At 39.3% G+C, this 18,366-nt stretch carries 17 protein-coding genes and 2 riboswitches; of the genes, 5 read left to right on the top strand and 12 right to left on the bottom strand.

Annotated features, from left to right (window positions below):
• Positions 1 to 140: 140 nt before the first annotated feature.
• Positions 141 to 229, bottom strand: a riboswitch (TPP riboswitch).
• 95 nt (positions 230 to 324) lie between these two features.
• From thiE to lctO, 4 genes are all read right to left on the bottom strand, one after another.
• On the bottom strand, positions 325 to 954 hold the full coding sequence (thiE, locus tag FBF73_RS05145; RefSeq protein ID WP_136937163.1) for a thiamine phosphate synthase: 630 nt from the start codon (positions 952 to 954) through the stop codon (positions 325 to 327).
• Position 955: 1 nt separating this feature from the next.
• Positions 956 to 1,738: a hydroxyethylthiazole kinase gene (gene thiM / locus FBF73_RS05150; protein ID WP_049500173.1), complete on the bottom strand. Its 783-nt coding sequence runs from the start codon at positions 1,736 to 1,738 to the stop codon at positions 956 to 958.
• 128 nt (positions 1,739 to 1,866) lie between these two features.
• Positions 1,867 to 2,535, bottom strand: a complete 669-nt coding sequence (locus tag FBF73_RS05155) for a TenA family protein (protein ID WP_136937164.1) — start codon at positions 2,533 to 2,535, stop codon at positions 1,867 to 1,869.
• 323 nt (positions 2,536 to 2,858) lie between these two features.
• A riboswitch (TPP riboswitch) is annotated at positions 2,859 to 2,947 on the bottom strand.
• Between the two features lie 156 nt (positions 2,948 to 3,103).
• Positions 3,104 to 4,240: an L-lactate oxidase gene (gene lctO, locus FBF73_RS05165; protein WP_000120714.1), complete on the bottom strand. Its 1,137-nt coding sequence runs from the start codon at positions 4,238 to 4,240 to the stop codon at positions 3,104 to 3,106.
• A 215-nt stretch (positions 4,241 to 4,455) separates the two neighbouring features.
• On the opposite strand from lctO, the gene FBF73_RS05170 reads away from it, so the two are divergent.
• Genes FBF73_RS05170 through FBF73_RS05185 form a run of 4 tightly spaced genes read left to right on the top strand, consistent with a single transcriptional unit; the run spans position 4,456 to position 7,410 of the window.
• A complete protein-coding gene (locus FBF73_RS05170) occupies positions 4,456 to 5,136 on the top strand; it encodes an amino acid ABC transporter permease (protein WP_136937165.1) in 681 nt (226 codons plus the stop codon).
• Positions 5,096 to 5,773, top strand: a complete 678-nt coding sequence (locus tag FBF73_RS05175) for an amino acid ABC transporter permease (protein ID WP_136937166.1) — start codon at positions 5,096 to 5,098, stop codon at positions 5,771 to 5,773. The genes FBF73_RS05170 and FBF73_RS05175 overlap by 41 nt, the downstream gene beginning before the upstream one ends.
• Complete coding sequence (locus tag FBF73_RS05180) at positions 5,774 to 6,532, top strand: amino acid ABC transporter ATP-binding protein (RefSeq protein WP_136937167.1); 759 nt, start codon at positions 5,774 to 5,776, stop codon at positions 6,530 to 6,532. It begins immediately after the preceding gene.
• An 11-nt stretch (positions 6,533 to 6,543) separates the two neighbouring features.
• Positions 6,544 to 7,410 (top strand): cysteine ABC transporter substrate-binding protein, encoded by an 867-nt coding sequence (locus FBF73_RS05185; RefSeq protein WP_101784602.1) that lies wholly within the window; start codon positions 6,544 to 6,546, stop codon positions 7,408 to 7,410.
• A gap of 69 nt (positions 7,411 to 7,479) precedes the next feature.
• Here FBF73_RS05185 and FBF73_RS05190 read toward each other — a convergent pair whose 3' ends face one another.
• Genes FBF73_RS05190 through FBF73_RS05200 form a run of 3 tightly spaced genes read right to left on the bottom strand, consistent with a single transcriptional unit; the run spans position 7,480 to position 12,343 of the window.
• The gene (locus FBF73_RS05190; RefSeq protein ID WP_136937168.1) at positions 7,480 to 10,935 is read right to left on the bottom strand and encodes a G5 domain-containing protein; all 3,456 of its coding nucleotides are present in this window, start codon (positions 10,933 to 10,935) and stop codon (positions 7,480 to 7,482) included.
• Positions 10,936 to 10,981: 46 nt separating this feature from the next.
• Entirely contained in the window at positions 10,982 to 11,413 is a 432-nt protein-coding gene (locus tag FBF73_RS05195; RefSeq protein WP_049552085.1) for a hypothetical protein, read from the bottom strand.
• An 18-nt stretch (positions 11,414 to 11,431) separates the two neighbouring features.
• Complete coding sequence (locus FBF73_RS05200; RefSeq protein ID WP_125410877.1) at positions 11,432 to 12,343, bottom strand: hypothetical protein; 912 nt, start codon at positions 12,341 to 12,343, stop codon at positions 11,432 to 11,434.
• 96 nt (positions 12,344 to 12,439) lie between these two features.
• Here FBF73_RS05200 and FBF73_RS05205 point away from each other — a divergent pair, with 96 nt between their 5' ends.
• A complete protein-coding gene (locus FBF73_RS05205; protein ID WP_000152611.1) occupies positions 12,440 to 12,676 on the top strand; it encodes a helix-turn-helix domain-containing protein in 237 nt (78 codons plus the stop codon).
• 277 nt (positions 12,677 to 12,953) lie between these two features.
• Here the strand turns inward: FBF73_RS05205 and pyrE are convergent, their stop codons facing one another.
• The 5 genes from pyrE to murD all read right to left on the bottom strand — a co-directional run bounded on the left by pyrE (position 12,954) and on the right by murD (position 18,354).
• A complete protein-coding gene (gene pyrE, locus FBF73_RS05210) occupies positions 12,954 to 13,586 on the bottom strand; it encodes an orotate phosphoribosyltransferase (RefSeq protein WP_004261667.1) in 633 nt (210 codons plus the stop codon).
• Positions 13,587 to 13,619: 33 nt separating this feature from the next.
• Positions 13,620 to 14,321 (bottom strand): orotidine-5'-phosphate decarboxylase, encoded by a 702-nt coding sequence (gene pyrF / locus FBF73_RS05215; RefSeq protein WP_102210675.1) that lies wholly within the window; start codon positions 14,319 to 14,321, stop codon positions 13,620 to 13,622.
• A gap of 357 nt (positions 14,322 to 14,678) precedes the next feature.
• The gene (locus tag FBF73_RS05220; protein ID WP_136937169.1) at positions 14,679 to 15,932 is read right to left on the bottom strand and encodes a cell division protein FtsQ/DivIB; all 1,254 of its coding nucleotides are present in this window, start codon (positions 15,930 to 15,932) and stop codon (positions 14,679 to 14,681) included.
• Positions 15,933 to 15,941: 9 nt separating this feature from the next.
• The gene (locus FBF73_RS05225; RefSeq protein ID WP_136937170.1) at positions 15,942 to 17,000 is read right to left on the bottom strand and encodes a UDP-N-acetylglucosamine--N-acetylmuramyl-(pentapeptide) pyrophosphoryl-undecaprenol N-acetylglucosamine transferase; all 1,059 of its coding nucleotides are present in this window, start codon (positions 16,998 to 17,000) and stop codon (positions 15,942 to 15,944) included.
• 1 nt (position 17,001) lies between these two features.
• Positions 17,002 to 18,354 (bottom strand): UDP-N-acetylmuramoyl-L-alanine--D-glutamate ligase, encoded by a 1,353-nt coding sequence (gene murD / locus FBF73_RS05230; RefSeq protein WP_136937171.1) that lies wholly within the window; start codon positions 18,352 to 18,354, stop codon positions 17,002 to 17,004.
• Positions 18,355 to 18,366: the final 12 nt, after the last annotated feature.

An 18,366-nucleotide genomic window follows, 5' to 3' on the forward strand; every position in this document is an offset into this window, starting at 1 on the left:
TAAAGAAAAGTGGGGCATACAAGGTGAGCTACCTAAATGCTTTGTATCATCTTCATCCAGTTTCGTAAAAGAAAAAACTCTAATTACAGATAGGAATTAGAGTTCAGCTTACAAGATTAGATGGTTAGTTTCTAAAAATACAAAACCATTTCACATTTCCCTTCGCCAGTCTTAACTGTATCAGGTTCAATGGGTATCATCTCAGCCTAAAGCACCCCAAATGTCTTTATTATTTAATTATATAAATATTATAACAAACGATTTATTCTAGTTCAAGAAATTGAACTGGAAATACAGCAGATCTTTCTTTGGTTAGATAGATACCTATTGTTCACTCATTTCTCGAACAGTTTTTTCTATATTTTTTGCATACGATATTGCTGAAATGATTGAAACACCGTCAACATTGGTCTTCATAATGTCTTTAATATGTTGCGTCTGTATCCCACCAATTGCAACTAAGGGCATTCGTGGCAATAGTTTTCTCATCAATTTAAGACCTTCATAACCTATAGCACCACCAGCATCATCTTTTGACTGGGTATCAAATACAGGACCAACACCAACATAATCGACATATTCAACTTTTGATTGTTGAAATTCTTTCTCGTTTTTTATAGAAAGACCAATTATTTTATCTGGCATCAATTTTCTAATTTCATCAACTCCAAGATCATCTTGTCCTACATGTACGCCATCAGCGTCAATTTCCATCGCCAAATCAATATCATCATTAACAATAAACGGAACATTGTATTTTTTACAAAGATCCTGTAGTTTAATTGCTAATTCGACTTTTTCTTTACCTTCTAAGGCTCCCTCCCCTTTTTCACGGAATTGAAATAAGGTTATACCACCTTTTAAGGCTTCCTCAACGACCGTATATAGATCTTTTCCTTGGTAAGTAGTCGTTCCACAAATAAAATATAGTTTTAGTAATTCTTTATGAAACATCTTACTTCACTCTTTTGAATTCCTTTACATCTTCATCTGTAATCTCATATAAGGCATTTATAAATTCAACTTTAAATGTTCCAGGAAGATGTCCATTTGGACGTTTTTCTGCCATTTCTCCAGCGATATTATAAACCAACATTGCTGTTTCTAATGATTTCAATTCTTGACCTTTTTCAAGTCCGATAAAGCTTGCTACTACAGCACCTAATAAACATCCAGTCCCAATAACTTTTGGCATCATGGCACTACCATTATGAATCGTTACCACTTCTCCATTAACCGCAATAGCATCCACTTCACCTGTTACTATTATAGGAATATTGAGCTTCTCATTTGCTGCTAGAGCAATTTCGTCAATATTATCTACGCCCGCACTATCTACTCCTTTAGATGCCACATTTATCCCTACTAAAGAGGCTATCTCTCCAGCATTTCCCCTTATCGCAGCTAGTTTGTAATTGTTAATTAGATCATCTGCTACTTTTTTTCTATATTCTCCTGCTCCACAGGCTACAGGATCTAAAACTGCTGGGACATTATATTTCTCTGCAATTTTCAAAGCAGCTTGGTATAATTTCCAATTTTCATCTGTCAATGTTCCTATGTTTATTAATAAACCTCCAGCATACTTTAACAAATCCTCTAAATCTGCAGGAAACTCACTCATAGCTGGTGATGCACCCAGTGCTACTAATCCATTTGCTGTGAAATTTTTTACTACATCATTAGTGATACAGATAACCAATGGTGCTTTTTCTTTTAATAATTTTAAACTTGTCATATTGAAATCCTTCCTTTTCACTTTATACGATCTACTGATTTCGATTTATCTCTATCTTTCGTTAAGAAATTTTTTTATTTACATTGAATAATTTACCTCATCAAATTTGTAAATATCCTAAACCTTCTCTAGGCGTCATAGCCAATATCAAAAAAGGCTAATTCTAAAGCAACCGCTTGATTCCAACGTTCCTGAAGTTCTGTCAAATCCTCTCTACCTTTCCCGACACGATTAAGTTCGTCAACCAGAAATTGAACCCACTCTGCAAAGAAAGGACCTCTGTGGAGATTAATCCATTCCGAATGAATGTAGGCTTCAGGTAGAGCCAAATCTGTAGAACCCCAGTCTAAATAGAGACCTTCTGCAATAACCAGCATGACCAAAAGATGGGCATAGTTTGATGAATCCACTGCCGAATACATTAGATCCTGAAAGGCTTTTGTTACAGGATGCAAGGTCACTTCCAGATAATCATTCTCAGATACTTTTAACTCTTTGAAAGCCTTCTGGAAATAACCGTCTTCATCTGCTTCAAGAAAGCCTAGTTGCTTGGCAAAACGAAGCTTGGATTCAAGCTGGTCTGCGTGGGCTACGCAGGCACCCAGCATGGATAAGAAGGCATCAAAGAAGTGATAATCTTGAATTAGGTAGTCTTTTAAGACCTTATTCTCAATTCTCCCCGCAAAAAGTTCCTTAACAAAACGATGATTGATTGCAGCCTGCCAATCCTTCTGACTGCTTTTTAATAATTCTCCAACAGTCAAACCTGGCTCAAATGCATAGTCTTGTGTTTCCATATTTACTTCTCCTCTCTTTACTCATTAGTAATTAATAAAACACCAAGAAATACAAAGCAAAATCGTAATTCCACCTGATACTTTTAAAGAACATCGAGGGCATTTGCAGAGAGATACCTAATACTCTTCGAAAATCAAATTCAATCCACGTCAGCTTCGCCTTACCGTACTCAAGTACAGCCTGCGGCTAGCTTCCTAGTTTGCTCTTTGATTTTCATTGAGTATAAACAAGCCTATCCAGTTTATATAAACAAAAAAACTCCAATTACAATCAAGAATTAGAGTTTAGCTTACAAGATTAGATTGTTCATTTCGACATACGAAAAAAACTGTTCACATTTCCCTTCGCCAGTCTTAACTGTATCAGGTTCAATGGGTATCATCTCAGCCTAAAGCACCCCAAATGTCTTTATTATTTAATTACTGCACCAGTATAGCAAAAAATGAAAGCCCTAGCAAGATATTTGACTGAAAAATATATTTCTATAGTTTTTGATACATTTTCCCTCATTGAAACTTTTAAAATACAAGCAAAAACCTCCACATTATGTGGAGGCAAGCTATTTTATCAATACAATTTTAAGTCACGAGGGTCAACTGGGAAGGTTGGGTTGTATGGATTGTGACGAAGTTTGAAGTGTTTAACATCTTCAATAGTCTGAGTTCCAGACAACTGCATGACTGTCTTCAATTCCGCATTTAAGTGTTCAAAGACTTGACGCACACCAACACTACCACCAAGAGCCAAACCATAGATAACAGGGCGACCAATAGCTACCAAGTCTGCTCCTGAAGCCAAGGCTTTAAAGACGTGTTGACCACGACGAATACCTGAGTCAAAGACGATTGGCACGCGTTTATCAACTGCTTCTGCTACTTCTTGAAGTGAGTCAAAGGCAGCTGGTCCACCGTCAATTTGGCGACCACCGTGGTTAGTCACCCAGATACCAGAAGCTCCTGCAGCAAGCGAACGTTCAACGTCCTCACGGCATTGTGGTCCCTTGACATAAACAGGAAGTCCTGAGTATTCAGCGATAAATTCTACATCGCGTGGAGACAAGCGTTGTTTAGCTGATTTGTAAACAAAGTCCATTGATTTACCAGCACCTTCTGGTAGATATTCCTCAACAATCGGCATGCCAACTGGGAAGACAAAACCATTACGCTTGTCCACCTCACGATTACCCCCTACAGTCGCATCTGCTGTCAAGACAATCGCTTTGTAGCCTTCAGCCTTCACACGGTCCATGATGTGGCGGTTAATACCATCATCTTTACTAAAGTAAAATTGGAACCAGTGAGGTGTCCCTTGAAGGGCTTCTGTAATTTCTGGAAGGTCAACAGTAGAGTAAGAGCTAGTTGTATAGAGGGAACCAAACTCATGAACACCACGCGCAGTCGCCACTTCACCCTGTTCATTTGCTAATTTATGAGCTGCAACAGGCGCCATAATGATTGGTGAAGACAATTTTTCACCTGCAAATTCAATCTCTGTACTTGGATTTTCAACATCACAAAGAGTATGAGGAACGATGAGTTTGTGGTTAAAGGCACGAATATTCTCACGTAAAGTGAAGGTATCTTCCGCCCCACTAGCGATATAGCCAAATGCTGCTTTAGGAATAACTTGTTGCGCCATTGGCTCCAAATCATATGTATTGATGAAATCTACATGACCTTCTGCATTGCTTGTTTTGTATGACATAAAATGCCCTCCTTAATAAGTAAGCGTTTACTTTGTATATTACAAAAATATCTTAACTCTTTTTTCAAAATTTTTCAAATATTTTGTTTGAAAATTTCAGAAATTCTAGGACTATGATAAAAAATCCCTATAACAGCAATAAAAAATACATATTATTCAAAGGAGATTTTAAGTGCTACAATAACTGTATTATTTCTAGATGGGAGGTTCTATTTTTGGATTGGTCCATTGTTGAACAATATCTACCACTATATCAAAAGGCATTCTTTCTGACCTTGCATATTGCAGTTTGGGGAATTTTGGGATCCTTTCTGCTCGGTTTAATCGTTAGTATCATCCGACATTATCGAATCCCTGTTCTGGCGCAAGTGGCGACAGCCTACATTGAATTGTCACGCAACACGCCCCTTTTGATTCAACTCTTCTTTCTCTACTTCGGTCTTCCCCGAATCGGGATTGTCCTATCTTCAGAAGTCTGTGCCACTTTAGGACTGGTCTTTTTAGGAGGCTCCTATATGGCAGAATCTTTCCGAAGTGGGCTGGAATCCGTCAGTCAAACCCAGCAGGAGATTGGATTAGCAATCGGTCTGACACCTCTACAGGTCTTTCGCTATGTGGTTCTTCCGCAAGCAACAGCGGTGGCCCTACCGTCTTTTAGTGCCAATGTCATTTTCCTCATCAAGGAAACCTCTGTTTTCTCAGCAGTAGCTTTGGCCGACCTCATGTACGTCGCCAAGGACTTGATTGGGCTCTACTATGAGACAGACATTGCGCTAACTATGTTGGTAGTTGCTTATCTGATGATGCTTCTACCCATCTCACTAGTCTTTAGCTGGATAGAAAGGAGGCTCCGCCATGCAGGATTCGGGAATCCAAGTACTCTTTCAGGGAAATAATCTCCTGAGAATCTTACAGGGATTAGGTGTCACAATTGGCATTTCTATCCTGTCTGTCCTCTTATCCATGATGTTCGGAACAGTCATGGGAATCATCATGACCTCCCATTCTAGAATCATACGATTTTTAACACGATTGTATCTGGAATTTATCCGTATCATGCCCCAGCTGGTGTTGCTCTTTATCGTTTATTTCGGCTTGGCTCGAAACTTTAATATTAATATCTCAGGTGAGACTTCAGCTATTATCGTTTTTACCCTCTGGGGAACAGCTGAAATGGGGGACTTGGTCCGTGGAGCCATCACTTCCCTCCCTAAGCATCAGTTTGAAAGTGGACAGGCACTAGGTTTGACAAATGTTCAACTTTACTACCACATCATCATCCCACAGGTCTTGAGAAGATTGCTACCACAAGCCATCAACCTTGTCACTCGGATGATCAAAACCACTTCCTTGGTTGTCTTGATTGGGGTAGTTGAAGTGACCAAGGTTGGACAGCAAATCATCGATAGCAATCGCCTGACTATCCCAACTGCTTCTTTTTGGATTTATGGAACCATTCTGATCTTGTATTTCGCAGTCTGCTTTCCTATTTCCAAACTATCCACTCACCTAGAAAAACATTGGAGGAACTAAATGTCTGAAACTATCTTAGAAATCAAGGAACTCAAAAAATCCTTCGGAGACAATCCCATCCTCCAAGGTCTATCCCTACAAATCAATAAAGGGGAAGTTGTCGTCATTCTAGGACCCTCTGGTTGTGGGAAAAGTACCCTCCTTCGTTGTCTCAACGGCTTAGAAAGTATTCAAGGTGGAGATATCCTGCTGGATGGTCAGTCTATCGTTGAAAATAAAAAAGACTTTCACCTAGTTCGCCAAAAGATTGGCATGGTCTTTCAAAGTTATGAACTCTTTCCCCATCTGGATGTCCTACAAAACCTCATCCTAGGTCCTATCAAGGCTCAGGGACGCGACAAGAAGGAAGTAACTGAAGAAGCTCTGCAACTACTGGAACGTGTTGGTTTACTGGATAAACAACATAGCTTTGCGCGTCAATTATCTGGTGGACAGAAGCAACGGGTTGCAATTGTCCGTGCTCTCCTCATGCATCCAGAAATCATCCTTTTTGACGAAGTGACTGCTTCGCTGGATCCAGAAATGGTGCGTGAGGTTCTAGAACTTATCAATGATTTAGCTCAAGAAGGGCGCACCATGATTCTAGTAACCCACGAAATGCAGTTTGCCCAAGCCATTGCCGATCGCATTATCTTCCTCGACCAAGGGAAAATCGCTGAAAAAGGAACGGCTCAAGCCTTCTTTACCAATCCTCAAACCAAACGAGCTCAGGAATTTTTAAACGTCTTTGACTTTAGCCAATTTGGCTCATATCTATAAAGGAGATTTTTATGAAACTACTCAAACCACTTTTAACTGTTTTAGCACTTGCCTTTGCCCTTATCTTTATCACAGCTTGTAGCTCAGGTGGAAACGCTGGTTCATCGTCTGGTAAAACCACTGCCAAGGCTCGCACAATCGATGAAATCAAAAAAAGCGGTGAACTGCGAATCGCCGTATTCGGGGACAAGAAACCGTTTGGTTACGTTGACAATGACGGTTCTTACCAAGGTTACGATATTGAACTTGGAAACCAACTGGCACAGGACCTTGGCGTGAAGGTTAAATACGTTTCAGTCGATGCTGCCAACCGTGCGGAATACTTGATTTCAAACAAGGTTGATATCACACTTGCCAACTTTACAGTAACTGACGAACGCAAGAAACAAGTTGATTTTGCCCTTCCATACATGAAAGTTTCTCTTGGAGTCGTATCGCCTAAGACCGGTCTTATTACAGATGTCAAACAATTGGAAGGTAAAACCTTAATTGTTACAAAAGGAACGACCGCTGAAACTTATTTTGAGAAAAATCACCCAGAAGTAAAACTTCAAAAATACGACCAATACAGTGACTCTTACCAAGCCCTTCTTGACGGACGTGGAGATGCCTTCTCTACTGACAATACTGAAGTCCTAGCTTGGGCGCTTGAAAACAAAGGATTTGAAGTAGGAATTACTTCCCTCGGTAATCCAGATACCATTGCGGCAGCAGTTCAAAAAGGCAACCAAGAACTGCTAGACTTCATCAATAAAGATATTGAAAAATTAGGCAAGGAAAACTTCTTCCACAAGGCCTATGAAAAAACACTTCACCCAACCTACGGTGACGCTGCTAAAGCAGATGACCTAGTTGTTGAAGGTGGAAAAGTCGACTAAGTTTTAAAAAGAAAAACGGACAAGACTAGAATTCTGGTAATCAGAATCTCTATCTTGTTCGTTTTCTATCTAGTCCACCATAGATGCAATTTCCATTATTGCCACAACGTTTGTTGGATTATCAGAAGTCAATGAATGATTTGCGAACCCAAGAGCTACACGGAATTGTACATTCTTGTTTGCTGGGCTATAACCATCTCCCATCATCATAGCTGCATAGTGACCTTTAGAGTGTTTCCATACAGTATAGAAGTAGTGAGCTAGTGCCTTTTCATTTGTAAGACTCACAATATCCCAAACAGTAGTTGTTTCTGCTGCATTTTCCGTCATTGCATTTGTTTGTTTGTAGAATTCTGGATCATAAGCAGTTGACCAACGAGAACCATCAGGTCGTTTGTGCTTACCTTCCTTCTTACCTTGGTAACGCAATGAACCGTGATCTGCCATTTCATTTGCACGAATATTGGCAACTAGAGTTAGTTCGCTATCATCCGCTGCAATTGTTGCAGGAGTCAAACCTTTACGAGTACGTTCTTCATTAAGAAGTTCCATGAAGTGTTCATTAAGTTTACGATTATCTACAATTTGTTCAAGTTTATCAAGTTCTGCTTGAGAGAGGCGAGATGCTTTCCAAACTGAGATAAGTCCACTGTCTCGAGGAAGTTCAGCTTCATCATCTGTTGTATCAACCGCCACACGGTCTTTATCAGGTTGAGAAAGATTGTCGTGTAGATACTTAGCACTACGGTGATCTTCATTGTTTGGATCCAAACCATTTTCACCTAGGCTCTTAACGTCTTTCCAAGTGCCATCAATGTCATAGTTTTCATCACTTGTTGGAACTACAACATCTGTTGGGTCAGCGACACGTTTTTTCTTAGTACCATCAAAGGTGATTGTGTCAACTGCATCTTGAATTTCAACTAGCTCACGACTTTTAACAGTTCGTTCACCAGTTTTATTGTTTACTGAAATAACTTTACGATAACGTTTGAATCCATCACGTCCGTTTTCAGTACGAGTTTCACCTTCGAAAAGGTTAGAATCATTTTCAGTACGAGAACCATGAGAAATTGTTTCAGTTTCTTCTTCAGTAACTTCAGACATCAATTTCTTAGTTCCATAATGAACAACTTTTTGTTTTGCTGGAACAGTGTTAATCAGTTCACGACTTACTTCTGTACGGTTTTGATTTTCATCATTGATGTACTTAACTTTGTAAGTTTCCTTACCATTTACCGCATCTTCAACTCGCTCATCACCTTCAAAAAGTTCAGGATCAGCAACTCGTTTTTCACCTTCAGCAGTAATAACTTTGTCTTCGTTAGCATAAGTGTAACGTTCTTTAGTTCCAACTTCGACTACTTCATCCACTGCTGGAACAGTTTCAGTATTGATTAGCTCACTCTTAACAAGTTTGCCATCTTCATAGTAATCTTTGTAGTTTTCGATGATTTCACCGTTTTTACCTTTAGTTTTAACAACTCGTTGATCGTTGAAAAGTTTATCGCTTTTAACTTCAACAGTATTGAAGTTTTCTCCAGCTTTGCGCTCAACTCGAGTTTTGTTTTCAGTTAAAACTTTATGTGTTCCAACTCGAACAACTTCTTTAACCGGTTTTACTTCATCACTTTTAACCACAGATGAACGACCATTTCCGTAAACAATTGTAGTTTCAGTATAAGAACCTTTTTGACCCTTAGTTTCTACTACACGTTTTCCTTCATTTAATGTCTCATCTTTAACTTCTTCAGTTTCGTAATTTACTTCAACTGTTCGAGAAGTGCGACTTGTTTCCAAGTTTTCACCAGTTCCAATTTCTACAATTTCATCAACTGCTGGAACTTCATTTTCTCGTTTTTCATCACGAGAAACTTCCGTACCGTCTGGAGTGGTTACAACTGTAGTAACAAGTTCATAAGAACCATCTTTACCAGCTTGAATTACTTTTTTCTCACCTTTCGGAAGGTCTGGATTTGTGTTGCTAGTAACTTTATGTTCAACCTTGTGGTTTTCACGAGTTACAGTTTCAATGTTTTTCTTAGCAACTTTTGTTCCGACATGAACAACTCGATTTTTTGCCTCTTTTTGAGTAGATGAAACAAGAGTACGACCAGTTTCAACACCATCTTCAAGTGTTACAGTGAAAACTTCAAGTTTTTCACCATTTTGACCGGCTTCCACTTCTTTTTCTACTCCAGCATCCAAGTTTTCATCTGGAACGTATTCTGTACTTGGAAGAATAGGAGTACGAACCACCTCTTCTTTTGTAGTACGAACCATTTCTTTAGAAGTTTTAGTACCAATATGGATAACTTTATCAACTGCAGGAGTTGTTTGTGTTCCTGTTACTGTACGACTAACTTCTACACCATTTTCAATGGTAATTGTGTAAGTTGTTTCTGTTTTTCCTGCAACACCTTCTTGAACAACTTGAGTTTCACCAACATTAAGATTTGCATCTGGGACATGTTGGACTCCAGGTTCAATTACAGAAGTTTCTACTTCAGTTCGAGTAGTTACAACTTTTTTAACTTCAGACTGGGCTGGAATGGCTGGCTGAGTTTCTACAGCTGGTTTTCCATCTTCTGCTGGTTTAGCAGGCACTTCTGGTTTTGCTGGAGTAGCAGGTTTAATAACTTCTTCAGTTGTTTTTTCACCAACTACAGTATTAGTTTTACCAGTTTCAACTTGTTCTTTGTTTCCTGGTAAAGTTGCTTGGTTACTACCTTCAACCTTATCTTTTTTCTCTTCTAAAGTTTTTTCTTCTTTAGTTAGAGTACCAGTTGTTTGGTCTTTGTTTTCTGGAACAGTTGGAGTTGTAACTTTAGTTTCAACTTCTTTTTTCTCTTCCTTTTTATCTAAGACCTTATCTTTTTCTGGTTTAGCTTCAGGCAATGCAGGCTGAACTTCAGGAGTTCTTTTTTCGATAATTACCAATTCTGGCAGTTTAGGTTGAACTTCTGGAGTGCCTTTTTCGATAATTACCAATTCTGGCAGTTTAGGCTGAACTGCTGGGATGCCTTTATCATCTTTAACTTCAACCTTTTTAGTTAGGTTATCAGATTTTTCCAATATTTTATTATCTTTATTAGCTACTTCTAATCTAGAAACTTGCTCAACTGCGTCTTCACCCTCAGTTCTTACCTGTGACTTAAGCTTTTCCTCTACCTTCGTTATTTCTGATAATTTTTCATATGATTTATCGAGAGATTTAATCGAATCTTCAGAACCAACTTTTTTAGTAGCTACAAATGCTTTAGCCAATTCCTCTTTGGCATCTACTTTAGGTAGAAAACTCTTCTCTGTTTCTTTAATAGTACCAGTTGTTGTGTATTCTTTTTCTTTTGAAGAAGAGTCTGAAACGGTAACACTTTCACATTGCCCTTGATTTTGACTCGATTGATTTTGCAACATAACTGTTCCAGCTGAAATTCCTAAAAGCGCTACAATTGCTGCTGAGATTACCCAACCTCTTCTACCTTTTTTCAAAGTCTTTTTTTCATTAGTATTTTGTCTATCCATCTTTATTTTCCTGACTTTTCACTGATTATATTTTTACATACTTACACTATCTAATATATTTTTTAGAAAAACGATAATTTCTAACAGTACCTATAATGCCTCCTAGGCTACATGTAAATAAAATCAAAATAAAAATGGAAAAGCTATCGCCAATTACTTTAATACTATATAGATAATTAAAAATTAAAAATAAAGGTAGCGAAATCGGCAGTATAGTACAGCTCACAGCAGCTCGTCTCATTTCTTTGGTCTCTCCACTCATAAACCAAGTCAAAGGTAAAAATCGCATCCAGTTTAGATATTCTTTTTGTTGGACTTTTTCTTCAAACAAATGAGTAAATAAAGTATAAAACGGCAATGCGACATAATAAGTTGCTTTGACTAAAAAGTACATTACAGTTATAAAAATGGCAAAACCCCACCACATATCTCTAACTGTTTTATCAATATCACTTTCATATTTCGGTTTTCCAAACATCTTATTTCTCCTAATCTATTATTTCATTAAATTTGTAAATGTATTAATTGTTGTCATTTTGTTATTGTAATCAACTTTTCTTTGTAATTCTTGAAACTGATAATTTAATTGCTCTGTCCTCATCATATCTTCATACATATTTTGCGCTTGTCCTAGGTCATAGGCTCTACCTTGATCAATTACATTAACCATATAAGCAAAAGCATCAAAATGAATATCTAACCCTGCTTGTTGCCTTGCATAAACAAATGGAATACTATTCAATTTCTCCATACAATAGTTTCTAGCTTGAGCAACTTCATCCTTATGTTTTTTTACTTGATCTGCTATTGGTTTTTCATGCTTCACTCGTTGATAAGCAAAATAAATTGGAGACCATAGCAGAACCCATGCTCCCACCCAAAGGGAGTATTCAAAAGGTTTACTTAAGATTCCTAAACCAGAACTAGAAAATTCACCAAGTCTATCTATATAGGCAACTAAGAACAATGAACCTAAAATTCTGAAAATCCATCCCAAAACACTTAATTTCGGGTTGATAAGAGAAACATGTTTTCCATCTACTATATAAAAATACTTAGTCAGATCTTCTACTCTTTTAGACCAAATAGCAGCTTCAACTATTAAGTTTCTACTACGTTTAGACTCTTCTATTGTCAAAAGATATTCTTGTAAAACAGTCTGGTATGATTGCGGATTAGCGATAGGATAATATTCATATTTTTTGCCTTCTGCAGTAATGACATCAAGTGAATGGTATGCACCATTATCAAAAACTTCAGACCAATGTTTATTTGGTAACCTCCCTTTTACATAGGCTTCCCAAATAGTCCATTCATCAAACAAATCTGACTTAGATTCATCCGGAATAATTCCTAAAAAATAATCTAACTCATTCTCCTCTTGAGAAATAATATCATTCTTATTCATCCATAAGTCTCCTTTCCTTGTTATTTTATCATATTGTGGATATATACACAATATGAAGTCAGATACTTTTTTCTTATAATTAAGTAAAAGGAGTTGATGACGATAATCAGTTTTAACCCACTCTGGGCTACAATGAAGAAAAAAGAAGTTTCTCAATACAAGTTATTAAAATCCGGAGTTGATAATAAAACTCTTGACAGCCTAAAGAAAAATAAAAACATAACTTTACTAACTTTAGAAAAGCTATGTCGGATTTTAGATTGTCTTCCAAATGATATCGTTGAATTTATCGAAGAAACTCCCGATTCTAATATTCGTAACACATTTATCTAGTTCTAATATTTATTCTTATGTCATAATATCTACGTTATCTACTCTCCCTATCATTGTTCACAATATAAACCAAGTAATACTCTTCAAACCACATCAGCTTCACCTTAGATTATATATGTGACTGACTTCGTCAGTCTTATCTACAACCTCAAAGTAGTGCTTTGAGCAATCTGCGGCTAGCTTCCTGGTTTGCTTTTTGATTTTCATTGAGTATAAGATCCAATAACATCACAAAAAGAAATCAGGTAACCCTAGTGACTACCTGATTTTCTATGTTTTAGGCATTTTGCCAATTCTCTTGGTCTTCTTTAAAGCGTTTTAGGAGATCCAAGCCTTCTGGTGTGATATACCCTTCTTCTTGGGCTAGGTGGATGAGTTCACTGTAGTTCGAAAGTGTCACAAGTTTGACACCTGCATCTGAGAAGTTCTTATCCGCTTTTGGCAATTGATAGCTGAAAATCGCTACAACACCGAGAACGTCAGCTCCTTCGCGTTTGGCTGCTGCTACGGCCTCGAGAACAGAACCACCCGTTGAAATGAGGTCTTCAACCACTACCATTTTTTGACCTTGAGCTACACGGCCTTCGATTTGATTACCAGCACCGTGGTCTTTTGGTTTGCTACGGATATAGGCAAAAGGCAGATTCATCTTGTCAGCAATAATAGCTCCGTGTGGAATCCCTGCTGTTGCAGTTCCTGCAATGACTTCTACCTCAGGAAAGGCTTCTTTAATAGCATCCACAAAGCCATTTTCAATTAGGGTACGAGTTTCTGGATAGGCAAGCGTCACACGGTTATCCGTGTAAATCGGTGACTTGATGCCAGATGCCCAAGTGAAAGGCTCCTCTGGTTTGAGGTAAACGGCTTGAATTTTCAATAGGTGGCTAGCGATATCTTTAGCAAGTGTCATGGTATTCTCCTTTTATTTTTATAATCTAGTTCTTTAATTCCAGTCCTGTGTCCATTCATCCTTGATGGCATGATAAGCTGCAACAGGATCCTCAGCTTGGGTAATGGGACGTCCCACCACGATATAGTCACTACCGATTTGATAGGCATCCGCTGGCGTCATCACGCGTTTTTGGTCTCCAACCGCAGCTCCCTGTGGACGAATTCCTGGCGTTAAACAGATAAAATCTGGTTTGGTAGCCTGCTTGATGAGTTCTACTTCCTGAGCTGAGCAAACGACACCATCCAAGCCAGCTTGAGCTGTCTTCTTAGCATAGTGAATGACAGACTCTTGCAGGCTGGTTTGAATATTTTGAAAATCCTGCATCTGGGCTTCCGACGTTGAGGTCAACTGAGTGACAGCAATCAATTTGGCTTGACTTCCAAGACCTTCACGCGCAGCCTTCATCATCTCTACACCGCCAGCAGCATGAACATTAGTCATATCCACACCAAGCTGAGACAGAACCTTCATGGCTGACTTGACTGTATTGGGAATGTCATGAAGTTTGAGATCCAAAAAGACACTGTGACCCAGGCCTTTCAAGTAGGACACAATCTCAGGCCCCGTTGCGTAATAAAGCTCCATCCCTACCTTGAGATAAAGGCTTTCTTCTGCTGGGAAAAGAGCTAAAAATTCCTTGACCGCCTCAAAACTAGGAAAATCAAGAGCAATGACTGGACGATGTTCTCGCATAGGTTTCTCCTTTTACCTTTGCTAGTGAGAGAGTCTGGCCAACAGAAGCCACAAAAAAAGGAACCTGCCAACAGCAAGGTTCCACGAAAAATGGGTAGTCTCCACCCTTTCACCGTCTAACCTTAGCTGCCTCTCTGGACTGCTTTAAAGGTTTTTTTCTATTCTATTATTTCTACTAGCACTTGTCAAGTAAAAACATGGTCACGGTATGTGTCGTGATTTTTGAGAAACTCCAAAATTACATATAAATAAATGCAGGTACACGAAAGGATTGCATATACTTATATGCTTTCTACATTTCTCAAAACTCTAGACACTTACCATGGCAACTAAAGAGCTATAGAAGAAAAGCTAAGCCTAGCGACGCGATGAACGCTGACTTATTTGATTTCGATTGCTCTCTTCCTCCAGCTTTTTCTTATCTTCTTCCAATTTTTTCTGCTGTTCTTCTAGCCTTTTCTTCTCTTCCTCTTTCTGTTTCTTCTCAGCTTCCTTAGCCTCTTGTTTGGCTTTCTCCTCAGCCTCCATAATTAATTTATCCGCCACAGTGTAACTGTAAATTCCAGCTTCCATGTCAATCACACTCGGTTCTGACAATTGTGGCTTAATCTTACTATAATAAGGCAATTTCTTACTCATTTCAGAAAGGGGAACCAAGACCTCGTCCGAATCATTCATCGTCAATCGAATTAAATCTGATGTAACCTTGCTTGGGGCTAATTCCACCTTCTGGATAGCCGCCTTGAGTTCTGGACTAATTTGAGCAAGTTCTGACGTAAAGGCTTTGATTTGTTCGCTGTTATTAAAGAGAACTGATATATAAGTTTCTGGCAGACTCACCAAACTTACCGCACTGGTCTCAAGCTGACCGCTTGCAAGGATTGGATAATGACTTTCTCCAGAAACATAGTAGGCCACAATATCATATTCCTTGACCTTGATTGTAAACTTGGTTGGAAATTGATAGACAAGCTGAGCTGATTCAACCCAATAGTTAGACTTGATCTGCTCTTCATATTTTGCCTTGTCTAGCAGAAGGTTAATCGTATAATCCGAATCCTGAATGCCTGAAGCCTGTCGAATATCATCATCTGTAGTTTGCACTGTTCCCTCAACACGAATATCCTTCATGGTCGCATAAGGACTGAGCAAGTAGGCAGAGACAACCAATAAAAGCAGACTGAGAAACAAAATCGAGATAGCCCGCCAGATATGAACTCCTGGAATTTTCGGTTTGACCTGTTTTTCCTTTACAGGCTTTTTCTCTATTTTTTTATCCTGTTTATTCTGTTTCTTTGGCTCTTTAGATTTTGGTTCTTCTTTGGGTACTTCTTTTTTGACGTCTTCTGACTCTTCTACTTTTTCTTCAGACTCTTTCTTAGCTGATTTTGAGTCTTTTGAATCAGATTCACTCTCTTGCTCCTCGGTTGCATCTGACTTTTCAGATTTTGAAGCCATTCGAGCCTGTCTTTCCTTTTCCTTCTCCTCAGCTAGGGCCGCCTCTTCCTCAGCCTTCTTTTTTAGATATTCCTGATTTCGTTTCTGCCATTCTGATAACTCTTTAAATTCTTCGAGGATTTCTTTGCCCTCATTTTTCTTATCTTTTGACATTTACTTTCCTTATGATAAATCTTTTTTCAACAATTGATAAAAATCTGCTAGAGATTTCAATTCCTTTGAAGCCTTCATCTTGGCTTGATAGTATTCCTTGTGACTTAGTAAGTGAGAAAGCTTCTCTTCTAAACTGTCCAAGGTCAAATCGCTTTCTTGAAGCTCTTCTGCATAGCCTTTTTTGACAAAGTAGGCTGCATTTTCAATCTGGTCTCCACGACTAGCTTCACGACCAAGTGGCACAATAACATGCAATTTTGCCATGGCCAAGAGCTCAAAAATCGTATTGGCACCACCACGTGTCACAACAATATCAGCCAATTCCATCAAGGGTTGATAGAGACTGGTCACATAGTCAACACGAAAGAGATTTTGGCTCAACTCATTCAGGCTAGAATCTCCAGTTAGATTGATAATATTGTAGCGCTCTGTCAGCTCTTTCTTATGGTCTGTCACCAATTGGTTAAAGACACGAGCACCTGCAGAACCACCGACAAACAATACAGTTGGCAATTTGGGATTAAAGTGGGTTTGAATATCCACCAATTCATCTGGTTCTGGAGTGTTTTGGTTTGAAACCTTGGTCACCGCTCCCACATGCTCGACCTTAGACAAACTTGAATCTTGCTCAAAGGTTGAATACATCTTCGTCGCAAATTTATAGGCGATTTTATTGGCCAATCCCATAGACAGGTCCGATTCATGAATAAAGACAGGCACTCCTGACACACGCGCAGCGATAACAGGTGGTACTGAGACAAAGCCACCCTTTGAAAAAAGAGCCTGTGGACGAAGTCGTAACATGATAAAGAGCGATTGGACAATTCCCCAACCAACTTTGAAGACATCCAGCATATTTTGCCAAGAGAAATAGCGACGCAATTTCCCAGTCGCAATAGAATGGAAGGTGACATCAAGACCCGACTTGAGGATTTCTTGGTGTTCAATCCCACGCTTGTCCCCAATATAGTGAACTTCCCAGCCATCTTCGATAAACTTGGGCATTAACAAAAGGTTGAGAGTAACGTGTCCAACCGTCCCCCCACCTGTAAAGACAATTTTTTTCATATTATTCCTTTAACTCCGCTACTGTGCCGATAAAGAGGTCGCCACGTACTTCAAAGTTAGCATACATATCCCAGCTGGCATTTGCTGGACTGAGAAGAACCACGTCTCCTTGAGTCGCAAGCTCGTAAGCCTTGCGGGTCGCATCTGCAATATCAGTCGCATCCACATAAGCCACACCTGCCTTGTCTGCTGCCCGTTTAACACGTTCGGCAGACTGACCCAGGATGACCATCTTCTTGAGTCCAGTAATGTCTGGAACCAATTCGTCAAACTCATTACCACGGTCCAAACCACCTGCAATCAAGACGACCTTGCTGTTGTCAAATCCTGATAAGGCTTTTTGAGTAGCCAAGATATTGGTTGACTTGCTATCATTATAGAATTTGACACCCTTGATTTCATCCACAAATTGGAGACGGTGTTTGACACCACCAAAGGCTGAAAGAGTTTCTTTGATGATCTGGTTATCTACACCACGAAGCTTAGCTACAGCAATCGTCGCAAGGGCATTTTCCACATTGTGGCTACCTGGAACTCCGATTTCATTCGCTGCCATGACCACTTCCCCACGGAAGTAGAGCTGACCATCTTCCAAATAAGCTCCATCAACCTTTTCCTGTGTTGAGAATGGTACAACTGTAGCTTGTGTTTTTCTTGCCAATTCTTTTGCCAAGTCTTGGTTAAAGTTCAAGACAAGGAAATCAGCCACTGTCATCTTGTTCTGGATATTCCACTTGGCTGCTACATATTCCTCAAAAGAACCATGATAATCGATATGAGTTGGCATGAGGTTGGTAATAACTGCAATCTCAGGATGGAATTCTTGAACGCCCATGAGTTGGAAAGAAGAAAGTTCCATGACAAGCGTGTCCTTGTCTGACGCAGTTTGGGCCACTTGACTAGCTGGATAGCCGATATTTCCTGATAAAAGACCATGTTGCCCAGCAGCAGTCAAAACTTCCCCAATCATGGTCGTTGTGGTTGTTTTACCGTTCGAACCTGTGATACCGATAATTGGCGCTTCTGAAATCAAGTAAGCCAATTCCACCTCAGTCAAGACTGGAATTCCCTTGGCCAAAGCCTTTTCAATCATAGGATTACTGTATGGGATACCTGGATTTTTCACCATAAGGGCGAACTCTTCATCCAAGAGTTCCAAAGGATGGCCACCTGTGACAACCTTGATCCCTTCTTCCAGCAAACTTTGGGCAGCTGGATTGTCCTCAAAAGGCTTCCCATCATTTACTGTCACAATGGCACCTAGCTTGTCCAACAAACGAGCTGCAGATTCGCCAGACTTAGCCAAACCTAAAACAAGGACTTTCTTATTTTTAAATTGATCTATTACTTTCATGTCTCGAACTCC

The organism is Streptococcus mitis (assembly GCF_005144795.1).
Classification (GTDB): Bacteria; Bacillota; Bacilli; order Lactobacillales; family Streptococcaceae; genus Streptococcus; species Streptococcus mitis_BB.